Source organism: Vibrio sp. Vb0937, from assembly GCF_033338855.1.
Window position 1 is genome coordinate 32,573 of the sequence record NZ_JAWOTK010000007.1, and the last position, 15,277, is coordinate 47,849.

General features: G+C 44.7%; 12 protein-coding genes. 3 read left to right on the forward strand and 9 right to left on the reverse strand.

Annotation, left to right across the window (positions count from 1 at the left end; all coding sequences use genetic code 11):
- Positions 1-124: 124 nt before the first annotated feature.
- The 5 genes from R7P67_RS11970 to gap all read right to left on the reverse strand — a co-directional run bounded on the left by R7P67_RS11970 (position 125) and on the right by gap (position 6,363).
- A complete protein-coding gene (locus R7P67_RS11970) occupies positions 125-1,072 on the reverse strand; it encodes a ChaN family lipoprotein (RefSeq protein ID WP_053349599.1) in 948 nt (315 codons plus the stop codon).
- Between the two features lie 97 nt (positions 1,073-1,169).
- Positions 1,170-1,997 (reverse strand): 23S rRNA (guanine(745)-N(1))-methyltransferase, encoded by an 828-nt coding sequence (rlmA, locus tag R7P67_RS11975; protein ID WP_062730495.1) that lies wholly within the window; start codon positions 1,995-1,997, stop codon positions 1,170-1,172.
- Positions 1,998-2,093: 96 nt separating this feature from the next.
- The gene (locus R7P67_RS11980; protein ID WP_025767192.1) at positions 2,094-4,130 is read right to left on the reverse strand and encodes a methyl-accepting chemotaxis protein; all 2,037 of its coding nucleotides are present in this window, start codon (positions 4,128-4,130) and stop codon (positions 2,094-2,096) included.
- Between the two features lie 197 nt (positions 4,131-4,327).
- Positions 4,328-5,212, reverse strand: coding sequence for a D-hexose-6-phosphate mutarotase (locus tag R7P67_RS11985; protein ID WP_262653339.1), 885 nt, complete (start codon positions 5,210-5,212; stop codon positions 4,328-4,330).
- Positions 5,213-5,367: 155 nt separating this feature from the next.
- Positions 5,368-6,363: a type I glyceraldehyde-3-phosphate dehydrogenase gene (gene gap, locus R7P67_RS11990; protein ID WP_047104409.1), complete on the reverse strand. Its 996-nt coding sequence runs from the start codon at positions 6,361-6,363 to the stop codon at positions 5,368-5,370.
- A gap of 337 nt (positions 6,364-6,700) precedes the next feature.
- Between gap and msrB the strand changes: the two genes are divergently transcribed.
- The gene (gene msrB, locus R7P67_RS11995; protein WP_033907350.1) at positions 6,701-7,111 is read left to right on the forward strand and encodes a peptide-methionine (R)-S-oxide reductase MsrB; all 411 of its coding nucleotides are present in this window, start codon (positions 6,701-6,703) and stop codon (positions 7,109-7,111) included.
- Positions 7,112-7,225: 114 nt separating this feature from the next.
- Here msrB and R7P67_RS12000 read toward each other — a convergent pair whose 3' ends face one another.
- Positions 7,226-8,047, reverse strand: a complete 822-nt coding sequence (locus R7P67_RS12000) for a DUF2989 domain-containing protein (protein WP_262653340.1) — start codon at positions 8,045-8,047, stop codon at positions 7,226-7,228.
- 101 nt (positions 8,048-8,148) lie between these two features.
- Between R7P67_RS12000 and R7P67_RS12005 the strand changes: the two genes are divergently transcribed.
- Positions 8,149-8,433: a YeaC family protein gene (locus R7P67_RS12005; RefSeq protein WP_005380700.1), complete on the forward strand. Its 285-nt coding sequence runs from the start codon at positions 8,149-8,151 to the stop codon at positions 8,431-8,433.
- Positions 8,434-8,528: 95 nt separating this feature from the next.
- Here R7P67_RS12005 and ansA read toward each other — a convergent pair whose 3' ends face one another.
- Both ansA and sppA read right to left on the reverse strand, forming a co-directional pair.
- Complete coding sequence (ansA, locus tag R7P67_RS12010) at positions 8,529-9,542, reverse strand: asparaginase (RefSeq protein WP_017635822.1); 1,014 nt, start codon at positions 9,540-9,542, stop codon at positions 8,529-8,531.
- Between the two features lie 164 nt (positions 9,543-9,706).
- A complete protein-coding gene (gene sppA / locus R7P67_RS12015; RefSeq protein WP_005380705.1) occupies positions 9,707-11,557 on the reverse strand; it encodes a signal peptide peptidase SppA in 1,851 nt (616 codons plus the stop codon).
- Between the two features lie 224 nt (positions 11,558-11,781).
- On the opposite strand from sppA, the gene R7P67_RS12020 reads away from it, so the two are divergent.
- Positions 11,782-13,794 carry an NADPH-dependent 2,4-dienoyl-CoA reductase gene (locus tag R7P67_RS12020; RefSeq protein ID WP_005380708.1) on the forward strand — a complete coding sequence of 671 codons (2,013 nt, stop codon included), beginning with the start codon at positions 11,782-11,784 and terminating at the stop codon, positions 13,792-13,794.
- A gap of 59 nt (positions 13,795-13,853) precedes the next feature.
- Here the strand turns inward: R7P67_RS12020 and R7P67_RS12025 are convergent, their stop codons facing one another.
- On the reverse strand, positions 13,854-15,170 hold the full coding sequence (locus R7P67_RS12025) for an MFS transporter (protein ID WP_262653343.1): 1,317 nt from the start codon (positions 15,168-15,170) through the stop codon (positions 13,854-13,856).
- Positions 15,171-15,277 lie beyond the last annotated feature (107 nt).

The window sequence follows — 15,277 nt, forward strand, 5'->3', positions numbered from 1 at the left end:
GTTTCTATTGGTGATCATAAGCAAAAAATAGACCAGCAGGAAGCAGACCCTTGTCACTCTATGAACTCGAAGCGGTGTGATGATGCAACGCAACGGCAAGGTAGTAACTTAAATTGAAGACCAGCTACTTACATTGAAGATCGTTATTGCGTTTAGTTAGATGTTGATATGCCGCCATGCGGTGAGCATCTTGTACATACCGTACTGGTGGTGCGAGAACCTCTAACTGATAGTCTGTATTATCAGAAAGCACGTTATCTGTTGGGCTAATTACAACCACTTTTAAGCTCGGGTTGCGGCTTAAGATTGATGCTGCCGTACCCAACCCTTGCTCGGTGTGAAACTTGCCCGCAACATGGACAATCTGAGCGCCTGGGTTGTCGTCTAGATAGCTAACGATAGATTCCGCCATAGTTTCATCCCAAGTAACTTGAGCTGCAAACTGTTTTTCCGTCTGCTCTGGCTTACCGTGATGCATGGATGCCATGAACTTTTCTTTGTACGGACTACTACCAGTGTTGATGGCTTGTGCAATGAACATCCGCTGATCATCATCGAGCTTGTTAATGTAATCTAGCCCTTGTCGACCAATGCATCGGACAATGCTCTTTGGTGCATTTGCTGCAATGACCGGGAGATTTTTCTGCTTAGCAAACTCCACGAGAGGGCGATAGTCGCTTTCATAATTGGGCCAAGCGTTGGCTTGTTTCATTAAGTACTGTTCGCCGATCTCCCCACGTAGGTAAGCGTCAACAACAGGTTGTTTGTCGCGGGTAAATTGTTCCATAGATAACGCGAGTGAGCGGTCGTAGGACGTAAGTTGTTTGAGCATATCGGTTTGAAAGCGATGAATGCCGGCGTGTGTGTGCCATTCACCAATAAGAATGACATCTGCTTGTTGCAGCTCAATTGGCAGTTTGCTTAGAGCGATGTGCTCGCCAGAAGGGGTGTATAGTTGGTAGTCGTAAAAACTAGTGACTTCCGCTGAGGTTGCGTGAGAGTTGGTGTGCGTATATGAAGAGCAACCAGTAAGTAAGCCTGCAAAGAGCAAGCTCAAAGTAGAAAAGCGCATTGAAAAGCCTCCAAAAATGTCCGGATGATATTAATGGAGGCTGAGCAATGAATCAATATAAATGATAACTATTTGCGTTTGTTGTTTTTTTGACGTATTAATTGAGTGTTTTTTTGCGATATACACGCAACATAAAATCAGCCTCACATTGGAAAAGTGTAGCGGATTTCAACTCTTCACGAAGAGCATCGGTTGCTTTCCATGCGAATGGCGTCATTTGCAATAAATCGACTGCGGCTCCGTTTTTCAAGTCCATAACATAGTTAAGATGCTGCTGGTGCTCTAATTCAAACCCTTCAATATGTTCTGGTTCTTCATTGTGAAGACGAACTTCTTGATAAATCCGCTCACGCAGTTGGTATAAGTGGCGACTAGCAGGAGTAACCGTGACAACAACGCCGTCGTTTTTTACAACGCGCTGCAGCTCCTCAGCTTTACACGGGGCATAAATGCGCAAAATGGCATCTAAGGATTCATTTGCGAAGGGAAGTCGGTGACTAGAAGCCACACTAAAGTTGCAGTGCGTGTAACGCTTCGCCGCGTAACGAATGGCAACTTTGGAAATGTCTAAGCCATAAATCGTGGCATGGTTCGCTTGTGTTTCTATCGTCTTTTGTACTTGATCTGTGTAGTAACCTTCACCACAACCAATATCTAATAATTGATGGGTGCTCCCCTCAGTGTATGTTGCACACAGCTGCGCCACTTCTTGGCGCATTGGGTTGTAGTAATCTCCTTCGAGGAATCGACGACGAGCTTGCATCATCTCTTTGTTGTCACCAGGATCTTTAGAACGTTTGTGGTGCGCTGGCATCAAGTTAACGTAGCCTTCTTTTGCTAAGTCAAACTGATGATTGTTTTCGCACTTAAATGTTTTTTCATTTAACGCTAGAGCTTGGTGGCATAGAGGGCATTGATAGTTCATGACGATCTCGAACAGAAAGTAGGGCGGCAAATTCTATCAAAAAGCATGGTCTCAAGTGAAACAAAAAGAGCCGACTGGGTCGGCTCTTATTAAGTATTAGTGGAAGAAGTCGACTTGCTCTTTCAAGTTTCGTGCTTGTTGTTGAAGTTCAATGGCACTTTGCGAGGTTTTTGCGCTCGTGTTGCGGCTTTCTCGGTTAAGTTCACTGATAGAATGGGCATTTGCTGCAATTTCTTGTGAAACTTGAGCTTGTTCTTCTGAAGTCGCTGCAATGGCGTCGGCTTGAGAGGCTATCGACTGCACTTGTACTGCGATGGCTTCTAATGCTGTGCCCGCGTCTTGTGCTTTGTCCAAGACCTGGTTTGCACTGCGTTGGCTGTCTGTCATCATATTAACTGCATTATGAGTCGACCCTTTTAGTTTCTCGATAATTTCCACGACATCTTGAACTGAGCTTTGGGTTCGGTGCGCAAGTGTGCGCACTTCATCTGCTACAACTGCGAAGCCACGCCCTTGCTCACCTGCTCGTGCTGCTTCAATGGCGGCATTCAAGGCAAGTAAATTGGTTTGCTCAGCAATTTCATCAATCATTTTAGTGACGGTTTGAATACTCTCGCTATCGCGATTTACTTGCTCGATAGCCGTTGCTGATTGATCCAATTGATCGTTAAGTTGAGCAACGTCGATACATACGCCTTCAACAATCGCGAGACCAGACTGACTATCGGTATTTGCTGAGCGTACGTTTTCCGCAATGCTTTCGACTTGTTGTGCGACAGATTGAGCGGAAGAGGCCATTTCTTCAATCGCTGTCACAACTTGCTCGACTTCTTGTTGTTGTCGGTCGGCTTGGGTCAAATTGCTATGTGCATCGTTGGCAACGCTGGTGGAGTTGCTCTCCACTAAGTCGCTTGTTGAACGGATCTTACCAACGAGTTCATTGAGCTGACTTGCCATACTGGCGACACCCGAGCTCAGGTTCGTAATTTCATTCTTTGATGCTTTACGAGACGCTGGAATGTTCAAGCTGACTTCGCCGCCCGCTAAGCGAGTCATGTATGAGTTTAGAGTTGTGAGAGGTTGTAAGCTGCGATTCAAGAAAAGCGTCAGTACAACAAAAGTAATGATTGCCGCTACCGAAGAAATGATGGCAATGAGTGTGAGAAGCGTGTCGCTACCTTTTGTTACTTCTTTGATAAACGTACCACCTAGCAGTTTCCAGTTCCAACCTGGAACCTCTGTGTAGACAAGATACTTTTCGCCTACGTTACCTTGGTACTCGAAAGGGTAGCGAATTAATCCACTAGATTGTTCGAAAATCTGGCCAAAAGGCTTGTGACCATTGTAGTCGGCGACTTCTAGTATTGACGAATCTGAGCCGCTTTTTGCTGGATGAAGTAGGTATTTACCAAGATTGTTTTCGTCGTTATCAACGATAATGGTGTAACCAGTGTCGCCCCATTTTATCTCTTCGAGTGCATCGAATAAGGTTTGTGTCGCTTGGTCTACTGGTAAGCCAATAAACGATAGGCCTGCTACCTTTCCTGTCGCATCTTTGATTGGGGCATAGTAGGTAATGTAGCGCTCGCCATACAATTTAATTTGAGCGTAATACGGTTGTCCTGCTTTAAGTTGCTGATAACCAGGATGGTTGATGCCTAGCGTGGTTCCGACCGCTCGCTGACCTTGTGGATCTTTTAGGGAGGTGGACACCCGAATAAAGTCGTCACCCAATGGTGCGAATAGCGTTGCTATAGCGCCGGTATCACGTGTGAAACTGTCGACCAACTTGGTGTCATTAATTAAGCTTTCACTGTATTGAGTGATGTTTGGTACTTCATGTCCCATGAAGTCAACCGTGTAATTTTCGACATAGACACCGGCAAGGTAGCCATTGCGAAAAGTAGATTCGAGGACTTTAGCGGTGTGCAGGTAAGCATCGAATTGGCCAGCAATAGTTTTTGCCATTGATTCTACTTTAGATTGGTGTTCTTTCAGTGTGCTTTCCAATAGAACATCGGAAGCGTTGCGGTAAACAAGCGCTGCAATACTGCTGAAAGCAATGAATAGACACAAAGTGATCACCAGTTTCAACTGGAATCCGACACTTTGATTTCGGTATCTCTCTAACATAGACTAATTCCTGATATTTTTATTATTTATGAGTTTTGTATCGGTATGCTATCGGTTTACATGATCAATTTTTTTGATATTTATTAATGAAACCGTCAAAAGTGACCAGTAACCAATAAGTTAGTAAAGATAGGACCATCTAAGCAGAGCTTTTATTACAAAAAAAGCCGGGTATCCCGGCCTTTATATGGTGATTCTTACTGCGCTGAAATGACAGTGACAAGTTCATGTGTCTCACCTGGTTGGAGGGTTTGACCTTGCTCAATACTTGGTGCATGAACAGCAGACTCCACACACAACATGGTTTGATAACCATCGTCAGCCATGTCACCCATGCTTTGCGCACCTTCTGCCCAAGGGTTCCATAATACTGCTGAGTTGTGGCTTTGGTTGTGTACGCTTAGCGTACGATCCAATACCGGGTCTTTTACCAAAATTTTCGCTTCTGGTTGCGTGTAAACGCGATCAATGGTGTCAGTTAGTTGTAGAACATTACCACCTTGGCATACCGCATCAGCTTTCAAGCTATCAATGTACTCGGCACCCATGCCTGTCGTTTGTGCTTGCTTAATGTCTCCAACGTTTAGGTAAGTATGTAATGCGCCAGAGAAGGTCCAAGCCTCGTCATCAATGTTCATGACTTTGAGCGTCACTTTTAGCTCATCGCCCACTTCAATCACCAAACGAGCGTCAAACATATGGGGCCAAATATCGTGGATTTCTTCTGTCGGGAACAGAGCAAGTTCAACAATCACACCGTTATGGTTCTCACGATGTTCAACCAACTCCCATTCTGCGGTGCGGGCAAAGCCGTGAGCTGGAGCAGCAATACGCCCAAACCAAGGCCAACAAACCGGAATACCACCGCGAAGAGCAGCTTTACCATCGAAGACAGCTTTTTCGCTCATCCAGATCAGATCTTCTTGACCTTTAGGCGTGAACGACACGACATGACCACCGTGTAGCGAGATGCCTGCCGTTGCTTTGTCATGAATCACGCGGACGATTTTTATCTGATCAACTTCAACGATAGTGACGTTATCAGATAGCACCGTTAGGGCTGGGAGAGTTTTTAAATCCATGTGTAGTTTCCTATCGCTGGGGAGAGCTTTTAGACGCGCTTCGCACATTAAATGCAACATCGAGCCTGCATTCTCTCAAATTCCAGATACAAAAAAGGCGACTCTAGAGCCGCCTTTTCTTTAACGAAGTTATTCGCTAATTGCTAACTTTCTAATTACTTAGAGATGTGAGCGATTAGGTCTAGAACTTTGTTTGAGTAACCGATTTCGTTGTCGTACCAAGATACAACCTTAACGAATTTGTCAGTTAGCGCGATACCAGCTTTAGCATCGAATACTGAAGTGCAAACTTCGCCGATGAAGTCTTGAGATACAACTGCATCTTCAGTGTAGCCTAGAACGCCTTTTAGTTCGCCTTCAGAAGCTTCTTTCATCGCTTTACAGATGTCTTCGTAAGAAGCACCGTTAACTAGGTTAACAGTTAGGTCAACTACAGAAACGTTAGCAGTTGGTACGCGGAAAGCCATACCAGTTAGTTTGCCGTTTACTTCTGGAAGTACAACGCCTACAGCTTTAGCAGCACCAGTTGAAGATGGGATGATGTTTTGAGAAGCACCACGACCACCGCGCCAGTCTTTAGCAGAAGGACCATCTACAGTTTTTTGAGTTGCTGTAGTTGCGTGAACTGTAGTCATAAGACCAGATTCGATACCGAACTTGTCGTTAAGAACTTTAGCGATAGGCGCTAGACAGTTAGTAGTACAAGAAGCGTTAGAAACGATGTCTTGACCAGCGTAAGTGTCGAAGTTTACGCCGTTAACGAACATTGGAGTAGCGTCTTTAGAAGGACCAGTTAGTACAACTTTTTTCGCGCCAGCAGTGATGTGCTTACGTGCAGTCTCGTCAGTTAGGAAAAGACCAGTTGCTTCAGCTACAACGTCAACACCGATTTCGTCCCATTTTAGGTCTTCAGGGTTGCGCTCTGCAGTAACACGTACAGTTTTACCGTTAACGATTAGGTTACCGCCTTCAACTTCAACAGTACCGTTGAAACGGCCGTGAGTTGAGTCATACTTAAGCATGTATGCCATGTAATCTACGTCGATAAGGTCGTTGATACCTACAACTTCGATGTCAGCACGCTCTTGCGCTGCACGGAATACGAAACGACCGATACGGCCAAAACCGTTAATACCTACTTTGATAGTCATTATAGTTGCTCCACAACTTAATTTCTGATTAAAGATAACTGGTAGTAAAATTACAGAATCCAGTAAACATCTGCAAGTGATAATCGGACTTAACTTGTTTAAAGTCAAAAAAAAGCGACGCTTTTTTTAACAATTCTTTGCAAATGTACGTTTTTTAAACTTTTAACTGATTCTTCTGTAGCCCAGTTGGCGTAATATAACTGGTGAGATAAGTGCTCTTATCAAATTAATTACGCATGGTGTCCTGGTGAGAAAGTATGTGCTACAACTGTTAAGAGAAGCAAGTTTTTTGCTAAAAAAGTCAATACCAAGAACAGTAAATAAGGAGCCGAAAGTCGTGGAACAAAGCGGGAAAAAAGTGACGAAGTCAGATGAACAGTGGCGTGAGCAACTGTCTGATGAAGAGTTCCGTGTTTGCCGAGAGCAAGGTACAGAGCCTCCTTTCAGCGGTAAGCTACTGCATAATAAGGAAACTGGTGTTTATGCTTGTACCTGTTGTAATGCCCCTCTCTTTGTCTCTGATAACAAGTATGACTCTGGCTGCGGATGGCCAAGTTTTGATGCGCCTATCAACGATCAAGCGGTGCGCTATTTAGAAGATCTAAGTCACGGAATGGTACGTACAGAGATTCGTTGTGCAACGTGTGATAGCCATCTAGGGCACGTTTTTGAAGATGGCCCACAGACCACAGGAGAGCGTTTTTGTGTTAATTCTGTGTCGTTAATTTTCAACAAATCAGAACAATAACGACAAAATTGTGCTCGATAGTGTTTTATCCTTTCAATACGATTTGTTGTAAGTAGAAAACAGAGTGTAGTTTGACCCAAAGAAAAACTCCCGCTCATTGCGGGAGTTTTTCGTTTATATCTCACTGGGTATCATTGCTGGGGAATAGATACCTTTCTCTATGGCTTTCGCCACCGATTCGGCTAATTCATCCAACTGCTTATATCGCTCTGGATGACTGAAATTGAACATACGTTGGAGCTGCTTTTCATCAGCAAGCGGTACGTCGAATCTTTTCGCGACCATTGCCCATAGATACGCTTGCTCTTTGTCTCCAAGCCCCTGATGAATACTTGCCATTGACTTGAGAATGACCGGATTGATGTTGTCTTCATCAGATAAAGACAACGCGTTATTAAGAAACTCCAGGGTTTTCTTGGTATCTCGGTTGGTATAAAAAGTGGCTAATGCATATTGCATCTCAGCATTATTTAATTGGGGAGACCCTTCCATTTGTAAAAATGCGCGCCGAGCTTGAGTATCTCCCGTTTGAGACCATAAGAAATACAAAGTAGCCGGGTCTTCTGAGCCTTTTAACTCGTTTACAATGCGCTCTAGCTCATCAATACTGTGTACCAATGCATTAAAGCGTTGTCTTTTGAGAGCACTTTGATCAATAGGGGTGATTTGGGAGGCGAGTTCTAAGCATTTCCTATATTCAGCGACCAGACCGTATTCGATGATTTGGTTGGCTTCCGATGGGTTTTTCAATTGCTCAAACCGATGCCAAACCAAATTTGTTCTTGGAATTCGACATTGGCCGTCATCCATATTGAGCTGCTCGCAACGCAGTTCTGGTGTTTTTTGGCACAACTCTTCGGTTGTCACGTTACCTTCAAAACAGCCCGATAGCACAAAACATGCGAGGCTGAGAAGTAACCAGTTTGTTCTTTTCATGGCTTTGCTTGTGATCCGTTACACCAATTCATTTTCGTATTCTTGACTCAGTTTCTTAACCCGTTATGTTCTGTAGATAGAATGTAATAAGAAGGTACACTATGGACGCAGAACAACTATTACAAGCGATGACTCCAGAAGTTTATGATCGCTTAGTCTATGCAGTAGAAACGGGAAGATGGCCTGAGGGTACAACACTTTCTAAAGAGCAGCGAGATTCGTGTATGCAAGCTGTGATGTTGTATCAATCAAAACATAATACTGATGCGCAGCATATGACGGTTGCAGCCGGTGGTGAAATCAGTTTTAAATCAAAACAAGAGCTTAAAAAACAATTCAGCGGAGAAGAGAGCGATATTGTTCGTGTCAATCCGAACATTGATTAATCCTTACGCCTTATTTCTCAAAATTTTATTATTTTGATTTTGAAAGAAAAAAGCCCAAATTGTATTGGGCTTTTTAGATCGCAGAAAGCTTGAACTTACAGGCTCATTTCACCACGCAGTACTTGTTGCATTCTCTCTTTTACTTCTTCGTAAGAAAGGTTTTGGCTTAGAAGGTAGTGTAGTTTTGCCAGCGCCGCTTCGGGCGTCATGTCAAAGCCACTGATAACACCAGAGTCTGCGAGCGCACAACCTGTGGCATATCCGCCCATATTCACTTTACCTGCCAAACACTGAGTTAGGTTTACGACAATAACGCCGCGCTCAGAGGCTTCTTTCAGGTGACCAAGCAGCTCAGGGTTTTGAGGAGCATTGCCGACACCAAAAGTCAGAAGAATCATCGCATTCACGGGCTGACGAAGCGTGTTGCGGATAACTTCGTGTGAAATACCAGGGTACATGGTGATCACACCGATTGGTTGTGGCGTGATGTTGTGAACCTTAAACTCACCTTCTGGTTGTGCACCAACGGTTACGCTGTTGCTAACTTGAATATTGATCCCAGCTTCCAATAGTGGAGGAAGGTTTGGTGAAGTAAAGGCATTAAAACCGTCCGCATGAGATTTTGTGCTGCGGTTACCACGCATCAATTGATTATTGAAGAACAAAGTTACTTCGTTGATCGGGTAGTTTGCTGCAATATGTAGCGCGTTTAATAGGTTTGCTTGGCCGTCAGAACGCAGCTCTGCGAGAGGGATTTGTGAACCCGTTACAATCACTGGCTTACCAAGGTTTTCAAGCATGAAAGACAATGCTGACGCTGTGTACGCCATGGTGTCAGTACCATGTAGGATAACGAAACCATCGTATTTGTCATAGTTGTCACGAATATCATTCGCAATCTGCTGCCAGTCAGCAGGTGTCATATCTGATGAGTCAATCAGAGGGTCGTATTCGTGGATGGTGTAATCCGGCATTTCAGGACGATGGAATTCGGGCATGCTTGCTAATTGCTTTTCCATAAAGCCAGCAACAGGCACATAGCCGTGGTCGGATTTTTGCATTCCGATGGTACCACCGGTGTAAGCGATGTAGATGTGTTTTCTAGTCATCGTTTTTTCTTTCGTGTAGGGGAACAGAGGCGGGGATTATATACCTAAATAACCTTGAGATGCGAGGCTATACGCACAGCATCAGAAAGTCATCTGAGGAGATGCAAAGCCTAATAAAAAGGGCACTTCAAGTAGAAGTGCCCTTTGTAATATTGATGGAAAAACTACTGCACTTGGCAGTTCAAACAAAATGCGTATTGACCTTTAGGATCGTTGAAGCTTTGGAGCAAGCTTGCGTCTTGTTCGAATTGTTGAGCTACGGGTTGAAGACTTTTTGGTAGCAAGCTTGTTGCATCAATACCTAGAGAGACTTTCACCTGTTTCATAAACTCTTGCAGAAATAGTTCAGTAGGTGAAAGAGGCTCTTCTACCCAGTAAATGCCGTAATCGGTCACGTTCGCTAGTTTCGCCGCTAGCTCTACAGCATCATCAAAGTCACCCATTTGATCGACAAGACCAAAGGATAGTGCATCTTGGCCAGTCCAAACTCGACCTTGAGCAACTTTGTCAACTTCCTCTAGAGACATATCGCGATTCTCGCCAACTAGAGAAATAAAGCGCTTGTAACCGTGTTCGATACCTAATTGGAACACTTGAGACGCGCCCTCAGAAAGGCCAGTGGTAATACCGTCACCTGAGAACGGCGATGTGCCAACGCCATCAGTATTAATACCTAACTTGCTAAAGCCTTTTTCAAACGTGGTGATGACACTAAATATACCAATGGAGCCCGTCAGGGTTGTTGGCTGAGCAACGATTTTGTCTGCGCTCATTGAAATCCAATAACCACCAGAAGCGGCCAAACTCGACATGGATACAACAACCGGCTTACCTGCTTGCTTCAGAGCTTCTACTTCGTTACGAATCACTTCAGAAGCAAAGGCACTGCCTCCTGGACTATCTACTCGTAATACGACCGCTTTCACTTTTTCATCATTGCGTGCTTGACGCAGCAAGCTTGCGACCGTGTCACCACCAACAGTTCCGCGAGGTTGTTGACCGTCCATAATCGCGCCACTGGCTAGAACAACGGCGATGTCGTGCTGAGGTAGTGTGTAATCGGGACGAATCGTTGCAAGGTAGTCGTAGTAACCAATCGCGTTGTAGCTGTCTTTGCCGTCACTACCAAACTGTTTTGCAAATAGAGTGCGAATGTCTTGGCGTGTCGCAAGTTCATCCACTAGCCCCAGTTTGACTGCGAGCTGAGCAATATCGCCATTTACAGACTTCATCTCGTTAATCAGTTCATCCATGGTTGGATTAAGCACTTTCGCATCAATGTTTCGGTTTGTTGTTACGTCATCAACAAAAGCACTCCACAATTGAGTAACCCAGCGTGTTGCTGACTCTTTCGCCGCATCGGACATGTCATCACGAATAAACGGTTCGATAGCGGATTTATAAGTACCTACGCGAAAAACATGAGTAGAAACGTCAAGCTTTTCAAGTAACGTTTTGTAGTACATTGAGTAAGCGCTGTAACCTTTAATCAATACACCACCATCAGGTGCCAGATAAACTTTGTCAGCGTAACTTGCCAAGTAATATTGGCTTTGGTTGTAGAAATCACCTACGGCGTAAACGGGTTTGCCTGACGCTTTAAATTCGTTCAACGCTTTCGCGATGTAACGTAGTTTCGTGAGATTTGTTTCTGGCATGTCTCGCAGTGCTAGCACTAATCCAGACACTTTAGGATCGTCTTTCGCGTAGCGAATAGTATCAACGATATCGAAAAGGACGTTTTCTTTCGGTAGCTCATTACCCAAAAGGGAACCAGCAAAAGAGTCCATTGGGTTTACATAACGTCTTTGTTCGACAATTGGGCCTGAAAGGTTCATCACCAATGCCGATTCTTTTTCGACGACAGGTTGACCGTCTCCGGTATAAGTAAAGGCAAAGTAGAAAACGGCAATCATCAGCAAGAAAATTAGGTTTGCCAGTGCGAGTCTGATGAAAGTGATACTTTTCCATATCCCTTTAAATATCAAACCAATAAATTTGAAGAGTTTTTTCATCTTGTCTCCATAACGAGATAGTTACGCCGAGTCTAACAAAGTATGGGTTCTTATCTCTAAGATCTCAAAAGATAACATTTTTTTAGCTTATCACGACCACTCAACAATTGGCATATTTTCACACGAGATTGATCGGTGTTACAAAAATGTAAACGCTTGTTTGATTTTTTGGTTGAGCAGGCTTAATCTGGTCAGACCATGATAATAACAATGGATGTTAAGTGATGTCTGCCATGTACCCAAACCTATTAAAGCCACTGGACCTCGGTTTCACACAATTACGAAACCGAGTTCTGATGGGATCAATGCACACGGGCTTAGAAGAGCACAAAGAAGGATTACAGAAGCTCGCTGCTTTTTATGAAGAACGCGCGAAAGGCGGTGTCGGACTGATTGTAACCGGAGGTTTTTCTCCTAACTTACGCGGTCGTTTACACCCGTTGAGTGCTGAATTCAGCAAGCCAAAACATGCTAAAGCCCATAAAGTTGTGACAGAAGCGGTGCACAAGCACGGTGGTAAAATTGCGTTGCAAATTCTCCATGCTGGGCGTTATGCAATGCATCCATTCTCGCAAAGTGCATCTGGCATTAAAGCGCCGATTGCAAAGTTTGCTCCGAGTGAAATGAGCGACCGCCAGATAAAGAAAACCATCGACGCGTTTGCTAATAGTGCGGAGTTAGCACAGCTTGCTGGTTATGATGGCGTCGAGTTAATGGGCTCGGAAGGTTACTTGATAAACCAATTCTTATGTAAACGTACTAATATGCGTTACGACGAATGGGGTGGCAGCTATAAAAAACGTATGCGTTTTCCGCTAGAAATTGTTAAAGCGGTACGCAAGGCGGTGGGTGACAAGTTCATCATCATCTTCCGTCTTTCTATGCTGGATCTTGTCGAGCAGGGCAGCACTTTTGAAGACGTTATCGAATTGGCGAAAGCACTTGAAGAGGCTGGCGTCACGATTATTAATACGGGTATCGGTTGGCATGAGGCTCGAATTCCGACCATTGCGACTCAAGTACCACGTGGTGCGTTTACATGGGTTACGGAAAAAGTTAAACCTCACGTTTCGGTTCCTATTATCACTTGCAACCGTATAAATACGCCAGATGAAGCAGAACGCATTTTATCTTCAGGTCATGCCGACATGGTTTCGATGGCGCGCCCATTCTTGGCCGATCCTTACTTTGTTGCTAAAGCCGAACAGGAAAAAGCGCAGCTTATTAATACGTGTATTGGTTGTAATCAGGCGTGTCTAGATAACGTGTTTAAAGGTAAGCGCGCCAGTTGCTTAGTGAACCCTCTAGCGTGCTATGAAACCGAAATTGTTGTTGAACCAGCCTTTAAGAAGAAAAACATTGCAGTTGTTGGTGCTGGCCCTGCGGGCTTGGCTTGTGCGACCACACTGGCTGAACGTGGCCATAAGGTTGATTTGTTCGAAAAGAACGACCGCATCGGTGGTCAGTTCCGTCTTGCGATGCAGATCCCTGGTAAGGAAGAGTTTCGAGAGACCATACGATATTTCGCTAACCGTATTGATGAAACAGGCGTGAATCTGCACTTATCGACGGAAGCGAACTATGACTTACTCACAGAATATGATGAGATAGTGATGGCATCGGGTGTTGAGCCACGTAAAGTCAATATTGATGGAATTGATAACCCAGAGAAAGTCGTCGACTATCAAACTCTCATTCGAGACAAAACGCCAGTCGGTGAGAAAGTGGCTATCGTAGGTGCTGGTGGCATTGGCGTAGATGTCGCGACCATGCTCACAGAGCCAGTTGGACAAACATTGGATGACTGGTTGCATGAATGGGGAATCGACAAGGAGATGTCTCAGCCGGGCGGTTTATACCCTTACCCTGATGCGGTCAGCGATAAAGAAGTCTGGGTACTTCAGCGTCGTAAAGGTCGTGTAGGTAAAGGTCCGGGTAAAACGACAGGTTGGATCCATAAACGTACTCTTGAAAAACGGGGCGTACATTTAGTCGGCGGCGTGTCTTACGATAAAATTGATGATCAAGGTTTGCACATTCATGTAGACGGAAGCGCGCAGGTACTTAATGCAGACAAAGTTATCATTTGTGCTGGGCAAGAGTCTGTACGTCCGTTTGAAGATAAATGGTCTGAACTTGGAGAGAAGATTCATATCATTGGCGGAGCTGACCATGCGGGTGAACTTGATGCTGTGCGTGCGATTCGTCAAGGTGTTAAATTGGCGGTAAAACTCTAGCCTTTTAATGTGTGTTTACCATAAAAGCTGCGCTTTGAGTGCAGCTTTTTTGTATAGAACTAGTCACTGATATCTGGCAGTTGTTTGGCCATTACCACGCCAGCAAAAGTAATAAAAGAGAACACTAACACCACAGCTGAAAGGCTCAAGAAGTTCGACATAACACCAAGAGAGCTCATTAGAAGCAGCATTATCCCAACCACTGTGTTACTCACGGCTACATAGCTCGTCCGTTTGTCACCTTCTGCGATATCAACTAAATAGGTTTTTCGTCCGACTCGTATTCCGTCGTGGGCAATACAAACACAAAAGTAAAGCAGAGGAATCACGAATAGGAAGCTTTGGCTAGCGGTGACCCATGTATCGTAAACAAATAACACAACACCAAGTAGCGCGCTCATCATTGCGCCTATGACCATCACACTGCGGCTAGAGCGATCGGACATTCTTCCCCAGAAAGGACCTGACACAAAGGAGGCTAAGCCACTCGCAAACATAAAGAGAGCTAGCACCCAGAGCTGTCCACCCAGAGATTGCTGTGCCAGCACAACGTAGTACGGTGCACTCAGCGCAGAACATAAAAATAGTGTCCGCGTGATAACGAATCGACGAAAGGTCACGTCTGTCTTAAGTAACGCGAGTTGTTTAAATGCTTCGAGGACGCCATTTCGACCACCGTCTACCTCACCGGCATACTCATTAATTCGCGCATAGACTAATGCCGCGATGAGCCATATGACGCCCGCTAAGCCTAAACTCAGACCGTAAAAGCGCTCTGTCGGCTCTACGTCCCATAACCAGGCTAGTGCCAGAAGGCTAGCGAAAAGCAGCGTAACCAGGCCAGCAGCGCTTGAAGACCAGCCGTTGACTTGACCTCGTTGGTTTTTAGGGATGGTTTTGCCCAATACATCTTTTGATGCGACGGAATTTAAACCGCGTGAGAGGCTGAAGATCACAAGACATGCAACCACACCATAACCCGCAGCTGCTCCTGTTAGAGTTAATGCGACCAATCCGATTGCAAATATGGAAAGAGCCTGCAAGATGCTGCCAATTACCCAGACCCATTTTCTTACTGGAATGCGTCGGATGTAGTGCGCGATGCTAAGTTGTGGGATAAGGGATCCTGACTCACGAATAGGAACCAGCCAACCAATTAAATAAACCGGTGCCCCGAGACTTTGTAGTATCCACGGCAACGTGACTTTAGGGTTGATTAACGCATCGCCGACCTTCGTTAAAAACTGAGCGAGAATGATTTTAAGAAAGTTGCCGGGAACTTGATGACAAGCTGATTCAGGAATCGCCTTACAGGCACGGGCATCTTCGTCATTAACGATCTTTTCGTAAATGCTGTTTTGTTTGTCCTTGTTCATCAACCTGCCTATGTTCAACTTATTCATTTCGCGAATAAATTAACATTAAACCCAGATTGATGTTAAGTGAAGCACGTTATCAAGCCCACAGAAAACCGGTTGTTATT